Origin of the sequence: Psychrobacillus sp. FSL H8-0487 (assembly GCF_038008385.1) — a bacterium.
GTDB lineage: Bacteria > Bacillota > Bacilli > Bacillales_A > Planococcaceae > Psychrobacillus > Psychrobacillus psychrotolerans.
On sequence record NZ_JBBOZA010000001.1, the window covers coordinates 2,640,650 to 2,656,860 of the forward strand.

At 35.9% G+C, this 16,211-nt stretch carries 15 protein-coding genes; 6 read left to right on the top strand and 9 right to left on the bottom strand.

Going from position 1 to position 16,211, the window contains the following annotated elements:
- Nucleotides 1-24: 24 nt before the first annotated feature.
- Nucleotides 25-1,569: an L-glutamate gamma-semialdehyde dehydrogenase gene (gene pruA, locus MHI47_RS13510; RefSeq protein ID WP_093537810.1), complete on the bottom strand. Its 1,545-nt coding sequence runs from the start codon at nt 1,567-1,569 to the stop codon at nt 25-27.
- Nucleotides 1,570-1,697: 128 nt separating this feature from the next.
- On the opposite strand from pruA, the gene MHI47_RS13515 reads away from it, so the two are divergent.
- Nucleotides 1,698-3,014: a sigma 54-interacting transcriptional regulator gene (locus MHI47_RS13515; protein WP_340832059.1), complete on the top strand. Its 1,317-nt coding sequence runs from the start codon at nt 1,698-1,700 to the stop codon at nt 3,012-3,014.
- 111 nt (nt 3,015-3,125) lie between these two features.
- Here MHI47_RS13515 and yugI read toward each other — a convergent pair whose 3' ends face one another.
- From yugI to MHI47_RS13530, 3 genes are all read right to left on the bottom strand, one after another.
- On the bottom strand, nt 3,126-3,500 hold the full coding sequence (gene yugI / locus MHI47_RS13520) for a S1 domain-containing post-transcriptional regulator GSP13 (RefSeq protein WP_340763029.1): 375 nt from the start codon (nt 3,498-3,500) through the stop codon (nt 3,126-3,128).
- Nucleotides 3,501-3,574: 74 nt separating this feature from the next.
- Nucleotides 3,575-5,704: a hypothetical protein gene (locus MHI47_RS13525; protein WP_340831135.1), complete on the bottom strand. Its 2,130-nt coding sequence runs from the start codon at nt 5,702-5,704 to the stop codon at nt 3,575-3,577.
- The gene (locus MHI47_RS13530; protein ID WP_093537806.1) at nt 5,694-6,251 is read right to left on the bottom strand and encodes an RNA polymerase sigma factor; all 558 of its coding nucleotides are present in this window, start codon (nt 6,249-6,251) and stop codon (nt 5,694-5,696) included. Before MHI47_RS13530 ends, MHI47_RS13525 begins: the two co-directional genes overlap by 11 nt.
- 130 nt (nt 6,252-6,381) lie before the next feature.
- Here MHI47_RS13530 and MHI47_RS13535 point away from each other — a divergent pair, with 130 nt between their 5' ends.
- The gene (locus MHI47_RS13535; RefSeq protein ID WP_340831136.1) at nt 6,382-7,719 is read left to right on the top strand and encodes a sodium-dependent transporter; all 1,338 of its coding nucleotides are present in this window, start codon (nt 6,382-6,384) and stop codon (nt 7,717-7,719) included.
- 86 nt (nt 7,720-7,805) lie between these two features.
- Nucleotides 7,806-8,018 carry a helix-turn-helix domain-containing protein gene (locus tag MHI47_RS13540; protein WP_093537804.1) on the top strand — a complete coding sequence of 71 codons (213 nt, stop codon included), beginning with the start codon at nt 7,806-7,808 and terminating at the stop codon, nt 8,016-8,018.
- A 47-nt stretch (nt 8,019-8,065) separates the two neighbouring features.
- On the opposite strand, the gene MHI47_RS13545 is transcribed toward MHI47_RS13540, so the two are convergent.
- Nucleotides 8,066-8,326: a DUF1871 family protein gene (locus tag MHI47_RS13545; RefSeq protein WP_093537803.1), complete on the bottom strand. Its 261-nt coding sequence runs from the start codon at nt 8,324-8,326 to the stop codon at nt 8,066-8,068.
- A gap of 75 nt (nt 8,327-8,401) precedes the next feature.
- Here MHI47_RS13545 and MHI47_RS13550 point away from each other — a divergent pair, with 75 nt between their 5' ends.
- Nucleotides 8,402-9,568: a MalY/PatB family protein gene (locus MHI47_RS13550; RefSeq protein ID WP_340769783.1), complete on the top strand. Its 1,167-nt coding sequence runs from the start codon at nt 8,402-8,404 to the stop codon at nt 9,566-9,568.
- Nucleotides 9,569-9,952: 384 nt separating this feature from the next.
- On the opposite strand, the gene MHI47_RS13555 is transcribed toward MHI47_RS13550, so the two are convergent.
- Both MHI47_RS13555 and MHI47_RS13560 read right to left on the bottom strand, forming a co-directional pair.
- Nucleotides 9,953-10,159: a hypothetical protein gene (locus MHI47_RS13555; protein WP_340831138.1), complete on the bottom strand. Its 207-nt coding sequence runs from the start codon at nt 10,157-10,159 to the stop codon at nt 9,953-9,955.
- Between the two features lie 16 nt (nt 10,160-10,175).
- Entirely contained in the window at nt 10,176-10,769 is a 594-nt protein-coding gene (locus MHI47_RS13560; RefSeq protein ID WP_340832061.1) for a peptidylprolyl isomerase, read from the bottom strand.
- 282 nt (nt 10,770-11,051) lie between these two features.
- Here MHI47_RS13560 and MHI47_RS13565 point away from each other — a divergent pair, with 282 nt between their 5' ends.
- The gene (locus tag MHI47_RS13565; RefSeq protein WP_093537800.1) at nt 11,052-12,287 is read left to right on the top strand and encodes an MFS transporter; all 1,236 of its coding nucleotides are present in this window, start codon (nt 11,052-11,054) and stop codon (nt 12,285-12,287) included.
- 255 nt (nt 12,288-12,542) lie between these two features.
- Nucleotides 12,543-14,396, top strand: a complete 1,854-nt coding sequence (locus MHI47_RS13570) for a transglycosylase domain-containing protein (RefSeq protein WP_340831139.1) — start codon at nt 12,543-12,545, stop codon at nt 14,394-14,396.
- A gap of 292 nt (nt 14,397-14,688) precedes the next feature.
- Here the strand turns inward: MHI47_RS13570 and MHI47_RS13575 are convergent, their stop codons facing one another.
- Together MHI47_RS13575 and MHI47_RS13580 are read right to left on the bottom strand one after the other, a co-directional pair.
- Nucleotides 14,689-15,243, bottom strand: a complete 555-nt coding sequence (locus MHI47_RS13575) for an AAA family ATPase (RefSeq protein WP_340831140.1) — start codon at nt 15,241-15,243, stop codon at nt 14,689-14,691.
- 32 nt (nt 15,244-15,275) lie between these two features.
- On the bottom strand, nt 15,276-16,148 hold the full coding sequence (locus MHI47_RS13580) for a hypothetical protein (protein ID WP_340831142.1): 873 nt from the start codon (nt 16,146-16,148) through the stop codon (nt 15,276-15,278).
- Nucleotides 16,149-16,211: the final 63 nt, after the last annotated feature.

Below are 16,211 nucleotides of genomic sequence, written 5' to 3' on the forward strand. Positions count from 1 at the left end.
CAAACAAAGTCTGCCTTGGAAATTTTAAAGCATTTCAGATGTTGTTTTCGCTTGCATATGAAGTTGGACATAATCTGGTCCACCAGCTTTTGAATCTGTACCAGACATGTTAAATCCACCAAATGGTTGGTAACCAACAATAGCACCTGTACATCCACGGTTGAAGTATAGGTTCCCTACATGGAACTCTTCACGCGCTTTTTCTTGATTCAAACGATTATTTGTAATAACAGCACCTGTTAAACCGTACTCTGTATTGTTTGCAATTTCTAATGCCTCATCGAAATCTTTAGCTTTAGAAATACCAACAACTGGTCCAAAGATCTCTTCTTGCATAATACGTGCAGTTGGAGATAGGTCAGCAATGACAGTTGGTTGGATAAAGAATCCTTTAGAATCATCTCCTGTACCACCAGTAACCAAACGACCTTCTTCTTTACCAATTTCGATATAACTCATAATTTTTTTGAATGAAGCACCATCGATAACTGGACCAACAAAGTGCTCATCACCGTCAGGAATACCAACCGTTAAAGCGTTTGTTAATTCTTCTACTCTGTTCAACACTGTGTCGTAAACGTCTTCTACGATTACTGCACGTGAACATGCAGAACATTTTTGACCACTGAAACCGAATGCAGACTTCACAATAGACTGAGCTGCTAATTCTAAATCAGCCTCTTTATCCACTACGATTGTGTCTTTCCCACCCATTTCAAGAATAGAACGTTTAATCCAAATTTGCCCTGGAGCTAATTTAGAAGATTTTTCTACTATTCCTAATCCAACATCACGAGAACCTGTGAAGCTGATTAGACGAGTACGTGGATGTTCTACCATGAAATCACCAATTTCAGCACCAGAACCTGGGATGAAGTTTACTACTCCAGGAAGCATACCCGCCTCTTCTAATACTTCTACAAATTTATAAGAAACGACTGGAGTTGTGGAAGCTGGTTTTAATAGTACAGTATTACCTGCTACCATTGCCGCAACAGTAGTACCAGCCATGATTGCAAATGGGAAGTTCCAAGGTGAGATTACAACCGCAACACCTAGTGGAATATAGTTATATTGGTTATATTCACCTGGACGACTTTCAACTGGTGCACCATTTTTTAAACGTAACATTTCACGTCCGTAGTATTCTAAGAAGTCAATTCCTTCGGCAACTTCTACATCAGCTTCAACCCAAGTTTTACCCGCTTCTCTTGATAATAGAGCAGAGAACTCAAATTTACGACGACGAATGATAGCTGCTGCTTTGAAAAGAACGTCTGCACGTATTTCAGGCTTAACTTTTTTCCAAGTTTGGAATGTTTCATCAGCAATATCCATAGCCTTAGAAGCAATTTCTTGTGTAGCTTTAGAAACAGCACCAACTAATTCTTCTTTTTTTGCTGGATTATAAGATTTAATTTTTGCTTCTGTAGTAATACGTTCTCCACCAACGATTAATGGGAAATCATTTCCTAGGTATGCATCAACTACTTTGTATCCTTCTTGCATCGCTTTTTTATTTTCTTCTTTTGAAAAATCCGTGAATGGTTCGTGTTTGTAAGGTATCAATTTAATATCCTCCTTCGATTTGGGTGCAAAAAAAATTTGCAGTTCTAATTAGTTTACATATATAATAATGCAAAAGATTGTTGCGTAATTCAAGTAAAAAATTCTAAAATGTGAAATATTTTTTTGAGGTGAGCCTTTTGGACGAACAAATAAAAGATTTTCTACCGTTTTATAAATTTGCTACCGAACAGGTAGCAGTTGGTATTCATGCCATTGACTTAACAGGCAAAACCATTATATACAATGAAAAAATGAAAGAGATTGAAGGGCTAAATTTAACTGATGTTGTAGACCGTTCCATCTTCGAACTTTTCCAATTTGAACAACAAGAAAGTACATTGTTAAAAGTTTTGCATAGTGGCGAACCAGTATTACGAGCTAAACAGACCTACTGGAATCGTAATGGCCAAGAAATAACCACTATTAATGATACATACCCTATATGTCTTGAGGAAAAACTTATAGGAGCAGTGGAGTTTTCTCGCGATATTACTGCTCTAGAGCGACTAATTTATCAGCCTTTAAAAAGGTACAATGAATCGATTACCCTTTCTAGCATTACAGCAGTTTCATCAGAAATGCAAGATATATTAGAACGTTCTATAAAGGCGGCACATGTACGAATGCCTGTCCTTTTAGTTGGAGAAGCTGGAACGGGCAAGGAATTGATCGCTGAAGGAATTCACCACCAACTCTCCCCAGTAAACAAACAGTTTATCTCTCTATACTGTCATAGTTCAGATAGTTTTTTAATAAAAAAATTTCAAAAAGAGCTTTCTGATATGTCACACTGTACAATATTTTGTGAAAGAATTGATTTATTATCCCTCGAATTACAAAATGAACTTTTGCAAATTCTATCTGCAAATGAAGCAGGACAAAACCTTTATATAGCAAGTATTGGCGAGGACCCAGTAGATCTTATTTCTTCGAATAAGTTAAGCAAGGAACTATATTATTATTTTGCCCAGGTAACAATCAGTATTCCACCTTTGCGCAAACGTACAGAAGATATCCTTCCTTTTATGTATGATTATTTTAATCGCTATTTAAACCGTTATGGTTCCACTATAAAGGATATTGAAGAAGAAGTTGTTCAAGCTTTTTTAAAGTATGAATGGCCGGGTAATCTGAAGGAATTGGAACTGCTCCTAGATGAAATAAGTTCAATGGTAACTACAGAACAAGTATTAAAATTTGATATGTTACCTCTACACTTTAAGTTAAAGGTCCAGGATTTTAATGTGACTTCAGGAAAAGCAGAGGATTTTGTGATAACTTCGGATAAAGAATTGGTTCCTTTAGATGAATATTTAAGATCCGCAGAAATGTATTACTTACAAAAAGCTTTAGATAAATTTGATGGCAATATAACTAAAGCTGCGGAAGCATTAGGCATGAGCCGTCAAAATTTACAATATCGAATACGGAAGATGAAGCGATAAGAGATTCTGCTTATACAAAATATTAAAAAAAACAAGAATGAGTTCATATTGTTGAACAACATTCTTGCTTTTTTTATACATAAGGATAATCTCTGCGAGAGCTAACCCTTTTTACAGTGCTGATTTTTTGATCCAGTCCCCTAATTTTTCCTTTAACGAATTAAACCCTTCTTCATCATGTTCATCTATACGATCTTGAAGTGATTTCCGAGGTCTATCGTCACGTTTTGGTAGTGTCGGTTTTTCCTGGAGTTCTCTCATGGACAAGCTTATTTTACCAGCCTCATCGTCAATCTCTAGAATTTTCACCTCTACGCCTTGCCCTACAGTTAAAAATTCTTCCACTTCTTTTACATACCCGTATGTTATTTCTGAAATATGCACTAGACCCTGTGTTTGCTCATCTAAGCTTACAAAAGCTCCGTATGGTTGAATCCCTGTAACTTTACCCGTGACAACATCTCCTACCTTATAATTTTGAGTCATAATCCGTTCCTACTTTCTTATATACGATATAGTCATGTTAAATTATAACATAGTAGGAAGTATGACGGCAAAAATCACTGTGTCGGCATAAAAGCTGGTCTCCATCCATTTTCAGTTTGGATTAGCTGAAAGCCAATTACTTTATTATCCGCAAATTTACGGGTATCGAGATGTTTAGTTAAGGTAACAACACCCTCTCCTTTGCCATGAGTATTAAATTCCATCGTTTTAAAATTAAGCCTAATATCTACTATAATCTGATGCTCCCCGTTCATGTATTCCTCTTTAGGTATTTGCACCCAATTTTCATCTTTTATATACAATTCATACTGTGTTTCATAGTCGTTTAACTGAGCAGAATAATAATACAGCCCCACAATTTCCTCTGGTGACGTCTCTGTTAAGACAGATTGATCATATGTTCCTGCAAATAACTTATATAAAGCATGCACACGTTGGACAAATTTATCGTCCACTGGAGTTGCATTACTTGTTAAATAATCCTCTTCTCCTTGAATTCTCCATATATCATCATTTTCCAGACGGAGAAGTATATCGTAGCTGACTTGACTTCCTTTTTCCTGTCCAATATAGGTTTTCAAATTATTATTGTCCGGGATTAAATACTCTTTGTTAAAGTATAGATTTTTTGCACTATCTCCAATGATATTTTGAAAAGTTGGGTTCTCTAAAAATGCTTCTTTTTTATATTCATTTTTAAAATCACTAGTCATCAATTCCCACATCATTTCATGGTTATCTTGCCCATCAGCATAATGATACAAGAGCGTGATATCCATAGGTCCAGTTCCATGTAATACTAGTGGATTAAAGTTCTCATTGAACTTTTTATACAATTCATGAATTCCATACATTGTATAAGGAGTCTCTAAACTATTCTCCACTCCATCAGGCAGTATAGAAATCCAGTCTAATTTGTTCGTTTCTAGTTTGTTATCCAAGGCTAAGAGATAATAATCTCTTAGCTGCTCTATGTCCAATAGTTTATAGGTCTCATTGTATGTCCATTCACTTGATTTCATTGAAGCAACGATAGGCTTCATCATTGTAGCTAATGGTGACACACCCGGAATATTTACTAGTGACTCCCATGCCATCTGGGTTTCAATATTTATTTTATTGTCATCATTTAATATTTCACCAATGTCTGATGGAAAAATAATTTTTTCTGCTAACTCAAAGTAATAATTTTCCCAGCGAGAATGTATTGCCGAACCTTCGCTTGAATTTAGTAATGTAAATTCTATGCTAGCTAAATAATATCCTAATTGAGATAGTTCTTGTTCCTCTAACAAAGTGGCTATCCCGTGACCTGGAATTAACTCATACATTCCTAAATAGCGCGCCTCATTTTCATCTAAAATGGAGAAAAGGTCTCTTGTGAATAAGGCCCAATCAGGTATAATTCGAAATTCCGTTCCTTCCAAATTTACATCTAGTTTCAATCCTTCTTTAGGCAAAACTTCGATCATGCTTTGTATTTCTTTTGAGAGATTATATCGATTGGCAATGAGTACATGCTCACTTAGTCTTCCCTCATGTTTGGCAACTTTAAGAGCATCTTCATTATCTCGTAGAATTTGCTCATAGTAGAAAATTAAATTCTCCGTTTTAGTAACAAAATCATCTACAAAATAGGAGCTTTCTTTACTATTTATTTTACCTCTTTGTTTAGCAACTTCTATCATTTCAGAAGGAAGATTTAATCCTTCAATAGCCAAATCATATGCCTCTTGAATAGAAATATCATCATTTTTCCCTTCTAAAGTCCCTGGGGCAATTTGGGAGGAAAAAATATTATCAGCGTACTGAACAAAATTTAATGTAGTAAACTCCGCATCATTCATCTGAAGAATTTTTTGACGTTTTAATCGTTCGTCTTTATAACGGCTTTTAAATTTTTCTATATCTTTATCGCTGTATTTTTCATCACTAGTTGTTGTATTATCTGAATCGGTTAGATATGTTGTTCCTAAAAGTCCAATCACTAACACACTTGCTACGCTCACTGCCCATACGGTAATTCGTTGCCGCTTTGATCCTCTGATTTTCTTTTCTATCGGAGGAACATTATTCTCATTTTCTATTTTTTTTAAAATTTCACCGGGATCAATAGATGAAGGCAATCGATCATAGGATGATTTTAAAAGATTTAAGCGTTCTTCTAATTGTTTATCGTCCATGCTTGACTCCTCCATTCACTTGTATAGCAGATTTTAATAATGCTTTTGCTCGCATTAACCGTATTTTTATCGTAGATAAGGGTACATTTAATACTTCTGCAATTTGTTCATATGATAATTCATGAAAGTAAAACATAATAATAGGATGACGATATTTTTCATCCAGGGCTTGAATAGCATTATGGAGATGCCGGTCTTCCTCAAACACTAAAACTCGTTCCTCCGCTGATTTCGTTGTATAATTTAATCCGACTTCTACGTGCAATTTCTGTTCCTTTTCCTTTTCTTTCGTTTCTTTTCTGTAGTAATCCCTTGCAGTATTTAAGGTGATTTTATATAACCACGTCGTAAACCGATCACGCTGAAATTGATGTAAGAACCTATATAGCTTCACAAATACCTCTTGAGTAACATCTGGAATGTCATGAACTTGAACACCACACTGAAATGCAAATTTTTCAACGGTTCTATGATGTATATGTATAAGTTCTGTATATGCGGTTTTGTCCCCTTTTTGCGCTCTTTCTATTAACTCGACCTCTAACATATTCCTCCCTCTCTCTCTAGTGCTCTAATGATGATACGAAAGATTATTGCAGTTTGTTTCGTAAAATAAATTAACATTTTCTATAAATCCTCATGTACAATAAAACAGTCCTATTAAAGGAGGAATTTTCGTGACAAATCGGGATCATTTTGGATCTAAAATAGGATTTATATTAGCGGCAGCCGGAAGTGCAATTGGACTAGGTGCTATTTGGAAATTTCCTTATATGGCAGGGACAAACGGGGGTAGTGTGTTTGTTATCTTGTTTATCTTATGTACTTTACTAATAGGTCTTCCTATCTTGCTTGCTGAGTTTGTAATTGGGAGAAAAGGTCAAGCAGATGCTGTCACAGGCTTCAAAAAACTTGCTCCGGGCAAACCTTGGTTTCTAATCGGGTGGGCAGGTTTTGCCTTTTCATTTATCATATTATCATTCTATAGTGTTGTTGGTGGGTGGATTATATCTTATTTGTTCCGCGCCATTACATTTAGCTTAAATGGTAGTAGTGAATCATTCTTTAATGATCTGTTCGATACCGTGATTTCAAATCCATGGGAGGTGTTAATTGCTCAGGCAACTTTTATCCTGTTAACAATTTGGATTGTATCTGGGGGTATTAAAGGAGGAATTGAGAAAGCTAGTAAATGGATGATGCCCATCTTGCTAATTTTCTTTGTAGTACTAGCTATTCGATCCCTCACACTAGACGGTGCTATCGAAGGGATTAGGTTTTTATTTGTACCGGATTGGTCCTACTTTACATGGGAGACTGCATTACTTGCATTAGGCCAAGCGTTCTTCTCTTTAAGTGTTGGTATTTCTGGAATGATTACTTATGCATCTTATTTACCGAAGGAGACTAATATTAGCTCATCTGCACTTAGCGTCTCTCTTTTGAACATCGGTATATCCATTATGGCAGGTCTTGTTATTTTCCCAGCAGTCTTTGCATTAGGCTTCTCACCGGACGCAGGACCAGGGTTAGCGTTCATCATTATTCCAGCAGTATTTGATCAAATTATTTTCGGTCAATTTTTCTTAATTTTATTCTTTGTTCTCCTATTGTTTGCAACACTTACTTCTTCCATCAGTATGTTAGAAATAGTTGTATCAATTGGCATTAAGTCTAAATATGATAGAAGGAAACGGGCTGCTTGGAGTTATGGCTTCCTCATTTTCTTATTAGGTATTCCAAGTGCCTTATCTTTTGGTATATTAGCAAATGTTCGCATCTTAGGTATGTCGATTTTCGACTTCGCCGACTTTTTAACGAGTAGTATCGGATTACCGCTGGGAGCATTATTTATATCATTATTTGCTGGTTTCCATTTTTCTAAGTCCACACTAATCCAAGAACTTAGATTGAATGATTTTCTACTGAATTCTTGGCATATTATTGTGCGTTTTGCAGCTCCAATCGCTATACTTGTGGTATTCGTCCAAGGTGCTATGAAATTATTAATGTAAAAATTGTACTTTTTCTGACATTAATATCAAAAGTTTTAAGAGGAATTATGTTATAATATAATCATTAAGATAGGGGTGGGTTTAACATGAAAAAAGGTTTACATGAGCAATTACGTCAACTTAGAGAAGAGCGTAACATTACGCTAGAAACTCTTGCATTAAAAACAAGAATTGGTACTGGTAAGCTAGAAGCCTACGAATCAGGCGTTGAACAACCATCAGTTCAAACAATTCTAAGATTGTCCAATGCACTTGAAGTTCCAGCTTCTAACTTATTAGACGGTATTAAAGAAGCTTAATCAATAAAAAAAGCTTTCGGTTTAATAAAACCGAAAGCTTTTTGTTTTTAAATAATACATTTCATTTCATACTTTAAAGCGATTAGCTTATAAGATATCTCTACGCATTTTTCTAATGGAATCCATTCTTCAAAAGAATGTTCATAAATTTCTTGAATTCGTTTCGCTAAATCAGATGGATGGTCAATATTTTGTAGATAGGCAACAACATCTGCCGTTTCTGTTTCATATGCATTCTCTCCAATGTGGAAAGGATCCCATTTTTGTAATGTCCATACCGCTCTTCTATTCATTTCAATTGTGTCCATTTAGTTTCACCTTACTAGTTTTATTAGATAGGGTTATAATAACATAATAAATATAAATTGAAAGGGGAAATCACTTTGTCCATTTTTTCTACTGTTTTTAATCGTCGAAACACATATTCTGCAAAATGGGATATGTTAGAGCAAGTATATTCTATCAATAACGCTTCGGAAGTACTCCCTATGTGGGTTGCGGATATGGATTTCGCCATCCCTTCTGTTATCATTGAGGCATTACAAACACGTATGGAGCACCCAGTATTTGGTTACTCAATGGCACCTGAAGAAACAAAATCATCGCTTACTAAATGGGTTGCAGATAAGCATCAAGTAACTATACAAAATGAGTGGATTATGTTTCGCCAAGGAGTTATACCAGGAATAGCGGAAGTAATCGAAGCCTTCACAGAAGTTGGCGATAAGGTGCTTATTCATACTCCAGTCTATCCACCATTTACGACCATCCCTACAAATTTAGGGAGAGAAGTGGTTACAAGTCAGTTAATAGAAATGGATAATTCCTATGAGATGGACTGGCATTCATTTGAAAACTGTTTAAAGAATGATGTAAAAGCTTTTATATTATGTAATCCACATAATCCAGGTGGAAAAGTTTGGAGCAAAGGCGACTTAACGAAAATGGCTGCACTTTGTCAGCAATATAATGTATTAGTATTATCTGATGAAATTCATTCGGATCTCATTTTTGAACCAAATAAGCACACTCCATTACTTAATGTAGCGGAAGATCCAAATAATATTATTACTTTTTTTGCTCCAACTAAAACGTTTAATCTTGCAGGTATTCAAGCTGCTGCTATGGTGGTTCCTGATGAACAAAAACGTAAAGTATTAGAGAACCTTGCAATGAGTCGTGGATATATGGGCTTAAATATATTTTCACTTACTGCCCTTCAAACTGCATACGAACAAGGTGGTCCATGGTTGGAAGAACTATTAGAGGTATTAACTGTAAACATGGATTACGTGATAGAACATCTTTCCAAATTAGAGGGCATTAAAGTTTCTAAGCCTGAAGGCACCTATTTGGTTTGGATTGATTACCGTGGGACAGGCCTTTCTGAAAAAGAAATGATGGATCGTCTATTAACTGTTGGTAAGCTTGCTCTAGAACCAGGATCCAAGTATGGAAAAGCAGGTGAGGGATTCTTACGAATGAATCTAGCTTGTCCCCTATCCACCGTTCAAGATGGCGTCGAACGTTTTAAAAAATCACTTGAATAGAAGTATTTTAAAGCACAATCTTTTCATAGTACTAAAAGACTTTTATGAATTAAAAAACAAGGCACTTTCTGTCCATTTTGGTCAGCAAGTGCCTTATTTCATTTTCTATTAATTACTCTTATTCATCTAATATCTTCACTATTGGCTTGAAATTCACAGTGTATATTATTGTGACCCTGAAGTGAAGTTCTATGCCAAAATTGACCAAGCTTATTGTCTTTCGGCACGACGATATCGACTCTCCAATTTAAAATAGCGAGCAAGAGAACATAAAATGCTCCCTTGCTCGCTATAAAATACCTTTTAGGACTTTTTCAGAGCCCTCTGTAAATGGAGGGTCTCTTTGTATATGCACCTATAGTAATTGTCATACTATTTTAGAGACTATTTGTGAAGTTCATCTTTTTTTGCTTGCTTAATTTTTTCTTCTAAAACTCTTGCTTTCTCAGCGTCTTTTCTAGATTTTTTCAATAACCATCTAAAAACAATTACACAAAGCGCTACTAAAACAACTAATTCGATTACAACAGGTATATATTCCGATTTATCTTCTGGGAAATACAAAAAAGCTAGATGTAAAAACGAAAACATATAGACACTCCTCTAATTATTTCTGCGTGATTTCGATTGAATCTATTGTGATATCGACTAGTGGCTTGTCCTGAGCGCCTTTCTTAACTGCTGCCATTTGGTCCACTATTTCCATACCTTCAATGACCTGACCAAATACAGTGTGTTTTTGGTCAAGATGCGGAGTTCCGCCCATATCTTCGTAAGCTTCAGCTATTTCCTTTGGCCATCCACCATCGATCATTTGCTTAGCTGTTGCAGGTGGTTCAGAAGCTTGAACGATGAAAAATTGACTACCATTTGTATTTGGTCCTGCATTTGCCATCGAAAGAGCTCCCCTTAGGTTGAAGAGATTCATCGAAAACTCATCTTCAAATTCTGCTCCGTAAATACTTTCTCCCCCCATGCCAGTACCAGTTGGATCTCCACCTTGGATCATGAAATCTTGAATAACACGGTGGAATATTAAGCCATCATAATAACCGTTTTCTGCATGTGTTAAGAAATTCTCCACTGTTTTTGGAGCTAGTTCCGGGAATAATTTAATCTTAATCGATCCCATTGATGTATTCATAGTTACTAGTGCTTCATTTGAAGCAACCTCTTTAGATAGTTGTGGATACATGATTATCTCTCCTTCTTGTTGGGTATCAGAATTAATAGTAGAATCTTCTTTTTTTAACTCTACTTTCGATGCTTTGGAATCATCTGTTCCACAAGCACTTAAAAAGCAAATAGTTGTTGCTATCCCTATAATTACTAATAGTTTTTTCATGAATCATTCACCCCAAATTAGTTTACCATAACAATACACCAAAATTCAGTGACAAAGTATCTAACTTTCTTCGACACACTAAATGTTCTATACTAGTAATAGTACAAGCTAAGAAAACAATAGAGGGAAGGGATTTCAGTGAGCGTACAAAAGCGCAATTTTACGATCATGTGGTTTTCAATCTTTCTAGTTTCTGCCACGATGACAATGATTATGCCGTTCTTATCCTTATATATAAATACAATGGGTGATTTCTCGGAAGCGTATGTACAAAAATGGTCGGGACTCGTATTCGGCGCTACATTTGTTTCTGCATTTTTAATGTCACCTATCTGGGGAAGAATAGCTGATAAATATGGATATAAACCAATCTTAATCATTAATGGATTTGGGATTGCAATTAGTGTTTTGTTAATGGGGTTTGTTAATTCTGTAGAAGCCTTCTTTGTCCTACGTTTGTTTATGGGGATTGTCACTGGATTCATCCCTACCTCTTTAGCCTTTATAAGCTCTCAAACTCCAAAGAAAATTGCCGGAAAAACAATGGGTACTTTACAGATGGGTAGTGTTTCTGGTACATTATTCGGTCCCATTATTGGTGGGTTACTAGCAGATACATTCGGTTTTCAATATACATTTATGATTACTGCAACAGCTGTCTCTATTGCGGCTTTAATCGTTCTTTTTGGAATACATGAAATTCGCAAAGAGAAAAAAGAAGGAGATCATGAATATTCCAGAAAAACTGTTATCTCCAGTATATTTCACCACCGTCTCGTGTTAAATGTTCTAATGATAACTTCCTTAATACAAATTGGACTTTTTAGTATTCAACCACTTTTATCTTTATATGTTTCCCAATTAACGAACTCGAAAGAAGTTGCCCTTCTTGCAGGTATTACCTTTAGTGCTACCGGAGTAGGAAGTCTACTGTTTGCAAGAACTTGGGGAAAACTAGGAGATTCTATTGGATATGAAAAGATATTATCCTTTCTTCTAATTATAGCCTTTGTTTTTATCGTTCCTCAGGCATTCGTCACCGAATTATGGCAACTGATAATACTGCGTTTCTTGTTCGGTATTGCATCTGGTGGATTAATACCAATTACTACCGCTTTAATACGAAGAGAAGCCCCTATCGAGGTTCAAGGTGAACTAATGGGATATAATACAAGTTTCCGTTTTTTAGGTAATATAATTGGACCAATGTTTGGAGGATTTATCAGTGGTTACATCGGTATTTCATCAGTCTTTTTTGTTACTGGTGCGTTGTTCTTAATAGCATTCGTTATTATATACTACGCTAGAAAAAAACCTCGAATAGATTTTGAGGATGTGTTAATAGAGGAAGAAATGCATGCAAAATTAACTTAAAGATAGCACACTTTCCATATCGAAAGTGTGCTATTCTTTTTATTAGAAAAGAGAATATATGCTTTGACATATTATCTGTCCAGATCCAGCGCCTTACCCATCGAGTCGTTACAAAATGTTTTTTATTTTGCGATGCCCTTCTCGCAGAAGAACCACGATGTCGTAAATTTAAATTGACATACCTTAGCTCTTTCCATGGGAGACATGGGTGTTTGCGCTTTAGTTATTAGATTATTAGAATTGGAGTGCAAGTTTATGCGACAAGCATTTGGATATATTATTGTTCTTCTTTGCTTTCCTCTCATTTGGATTTTATACTCGTTTATCCATAGCGAAATTTTAACTGCATCAGAGTTTAAAGAAAGTTTAAAAGAGGCAATTCCACTGAATACACCCGTTATTACATCTCCTATAGTACTGTTGGATAAAGATAAGGAAATTTTCTCAGAAGATTATGTTGAGTGGCGAGATCCCCTGCCATTAGAATCTATTCCTCTCTTCGTACAAGAGGTGCTTATACAAAGTGAGGATGCAGAGTTTTATAATCATATTGGCTTTAATTTCAGTGCGATTTTCCGTGCAGTTTTTGCCAATGCTGCCGCAAATTCCAGCGACCAGGGGGCAAGTACGATTACTCAGCAATTAGTGAGGCTACGTTACTTATCTACAGAGAAAACGTATGAACGAAAAGTTACGGAACTCGTCTATGCCTATGAGATGGAAAAACAAACAGAAAAAGATGAGATACTTGAGAATTATCTAAACGAAATATACTTTAGTAACCAAGTGTATGGAATTGGGGCAGCTGCAACCTACTACTTTGGTAAACCGTTAGATGAATTAACGGAAGCACAACAAGTATTCATAACCGCTATACCTAACAACCCGTCTCTATATAATCCTTTAGAAAACTTCGAAGCTACAAAAAAACGACAAGAGTTGTTGATAGAGGTATTAGTGAAAAACAACAAAATTTCTGCAGAGCAAGGAAATAGCTTAAAAAACGAGCCTATTGTTCTTCAGACTAAGACAAAAAAACAATTGTATCCAGTTTATAGCACCTATGTGTTAGACGAGCTAAAGTCCCTGATCAGTAGTAACGAGGGGTTTCAACAGAAAATTGATTCTGCCTCCAATGAGCAGCAGGCGGTGTTTCTAAAAAACGAATTACAAACTCGCGTAAACGAAGTAATCTCGCAAGGACTAATCGTGCATACCGCATTAGATCCTCATAAGCAAAAAGAAGATGTAACATATATCGATAATCTCCTAGACAGAACAAATGATTTACAAGCTGCTTCTATCGTTATTAATAATGAGACAAGAGAAATAGTCAGTATGTTCGGCGGCAAAGATTATAAAAAGTTTGATTTCAACCGGGCCAATCAAGCAGTGCGACAACCCGGTTCAGCTTTAAAACCTTTACTCGTATATGGTCCCGTTTTTGAAACGACTTCATTAACTCCAAACAATGAGATTAGTGGGGGGAAACTATGTATTATGAGTTATTGTCCGCAAAATTATGGTGGGGCCATATACGGCAATGTATCGCTAAAACAAGCATTTCGATTTAGTCACAATACACCCGCTGTGCGTCTATTACAAACTGTAGGGATTGAAGAGGCATTTGCGAAATTAGAGCAATTTCAATTTAATCACTTAGTTCCGGGAGATCATACCTACCCTGCTGCTCTAGGGGGGTTAACGAATGGGGTTACAGTCCTGGAGATGGCTGATGCTTACACAGGCTTTATCAATGGAATGTATAAACCGGCTCACGCTATTCAAAAAGTAACGAACAAGAATGGCGATTCTCTATATGAATGGCAAGAAGAAAAGATCGAAGTCTGGTCTCCTACAACTGTGCATACAATGAGAGATTTACTAGCAGACGTGGTCGCTAATGGGACCGGCAAGGGCATAAGTGTGCAGTCCTCTTATATTGGGGCTAAAACAGGAACAACCAATGATTTTTATGATTACTGGATTACAGGGCTTACAGATACTTATACAGCTGCAGTGTGGATTGGTTATGATATGCCGAAAAATATGAAACCGATAGAATCGAAAAAGATTCACCATAAAATTTTTAATCAAATAATGAATTGAGAAAGTCTGTTTCTATCGTTTTCGAACGGCTCTGAATAGTTACTATGCTAATTGATTATTACCGAGTCATTTTTAAGGGATGCTAGTTTGTTGTGACGTCCTTCACAACCTACCAGCATCCCTTTTTCTCGTTTTATAATTGTGTCAGTCTTCTTTGTACCACTCGGAGACACGTTAGCATGGATTACTAGAGAAAGGATACCTTCCTATTTAGTAAGCAAGTTCTCGAAGATGAAATTTCGTTCGCTATTTTGCTTCTTTATATAATAATTTTTTCTAATCTCTACATACCTCAAAAAGCAGTATCTACAATTTTTCGAATGACGGACTCAACATCCTCCTGCTTTTTAATAACAAATAAATGCTCGGCTTCATCTCCAGTGGGAGCTAGTATATCGCCTTTTTTTGTTTCTGCCTGTTGGCGAAGAAGTACTTCATCAAAAGTGGCAGCCACTCTTAAAATCGATGTACTACGCTCACTTTTTGTAATTCTCTCTTTTAAAACATGATCAGGGATCTCAAAGTTTACGAGGATACAAGTAAACCCTTTGCTTTGATAATAATTGATTAGTTTCAAACGACCATTCCGATTGAGATTTGAGTTACAAAGAATCATATGACAATTTGTCTCATGAACAGCATGATGAACAATAGCTTGTGTAATTGCATATTTTATCGTATTACTACCCTGCTTGGGCAATAGGGATTGGTAATGCTCATGAAGAAACTCCGCATGATTATCTTGATCTATCACAACTGAGTTGAGAAGCTCTTTTTCTAAAGCATTGGCAAATGTAGTTTTGCCACTATGTGTTTTACCAACTGTCATAATTACTAACCTTTTCATTAGACAACTCCATCGTCATATTTTAGAAATACTTAGATAGAAGGAAGGTATACTCGCCATTCCTTCCATACTTCAAGGTAGGCAACCAAATCCTGAGGATGCACTTTTTTACAAATACCAATACGTGTATACAACTGAAATAGAACCTCTTCCAAAAGTTCCACCTTAGTAATGCGCTGTTCTTGATGCAACAATGAAAACGAAGAATATAAGGTTTCTAGATTTAAATCGTCAGGAGAGGAACAAAATGCATATGTAAAATCATAAATCTTAGGACCAATTAATGGTGATGGGTCGATAATTCCATTTAATTTGTGGCTCTTAAATACGAAATTATGCACACCTGCATCTCCGTGAAGATAATATTTCTCTTGTTGGTACTCATAAGTACTTAGTTTATTTACTAAAAGCCTTACTCTCCTGTGTTCTTCGTTCGAAAATAAATCCCCGATATTAGCTTTAGCATATTCCAAGCTTTCCAGATTAAAGTCAGCCCATAAGCTTCTATTTATACCTGTTACTCTCCCACGGCTAAAATTCTCCTCTGCTTTTTCATAATGATTTATCAATTCTCCAACTATAATCTTCATCCATTCTAATTTAGATCCGCGATTTATATGAGTGTCTCCTGAAATATACGAGTAAACAATAAACTCATTAAATTCATCCGTGTAAAGTACATTTGGCAATAACTTAATGTTTTTATAAGTTTCAAGAAATCCATTAGTCGCGGCAACAACTTCAGGTTCATCTTTTTTTAACACATATAACGGCTTTTTTTCAGAAGATAATCTATATATAGTTCCATCAGTTGTGCCACTTTTTATCTCTGTCCATTCTATAACCTGTTCTTGAATGATGTGTTTGTTCTTTAGAGTGTTTATGATTTTGTCTATAGTTTCCATATCTCTACCCCACTAAGTCATAATTCATTTTAGCCTTATACTGCTTACTCCTTTAAATGTCCG

What these genes read in the sequence shown, in the direction of transcription:
- MHI47_RS13570 (WP_340831139.1), top strand. Translation starts at nt 12,543, where the DNA reads ATGCGACAAGCATTTGGATATATTATTGTTCTTCTTTGCTTTCCTCTC.
- yugI (WP_340763029.1), bottom strand. Translation starts at nt 3,500, where the DNA reads ATGACTCAAAATTATAAGGTAGGAGATGTTGTCACGGGTAAAGTTACA.
- MHI47_RS13545 (WP_093537803.1), bottom strand. Translation starts at nt 8,326, where the DNA reads ATGGACACAATTGAAATGAATAGAAGAGCGGTATGGACATTACAAAAA.
- MHI47_RS13575 (WP_340831140.1), bottom strand. Translation starts at nt 15,243, where the DNA reads ATGAAAAGGTTAGTAATTATGACAGTTGGTAAAACACATAGTGGCAAA.
- MHI47_RS13555 (WP_340831138.1), bottom strand. Translation starts at nt 10,159, where the DNA reads ATGTTTTCGTTTTTACATCTAGCTTTTTTGTATTTCCCAGAAGATAAA.
- MHI47_RS13580 (WP_340831142.1), bottom strand. Translation starts at nt 16,148, where the DNA reads ATGGAAACTATAGACAAAATCATAAACACTCTAAAGAACAAACACATC.
- MHI47_RS13540 (WP_093537804.1), top strand. Translation starts at nt 7,806, where the DNA reads ATGAAAAAAGGTTTACATGAGCAATTACGTCAACTTAGAGAAGAGCGT.
- MHI47_RS13525 (WP_340831135.1), bottom strand. Translation starts at nt 5,704, where the DNA reads ATGGACGATAAACAATTAGAAGAACGCTTAAATCTTTTAAAATCATCC.
- MHI47_RS13530 (WP_093537806.1), bottom strand. Translation starts at nt 6,251, where the DNA reads ATGTTAGAGGTCGAGTTAATAGAAAGAGCGCAAAAAGGGGACAAAACC.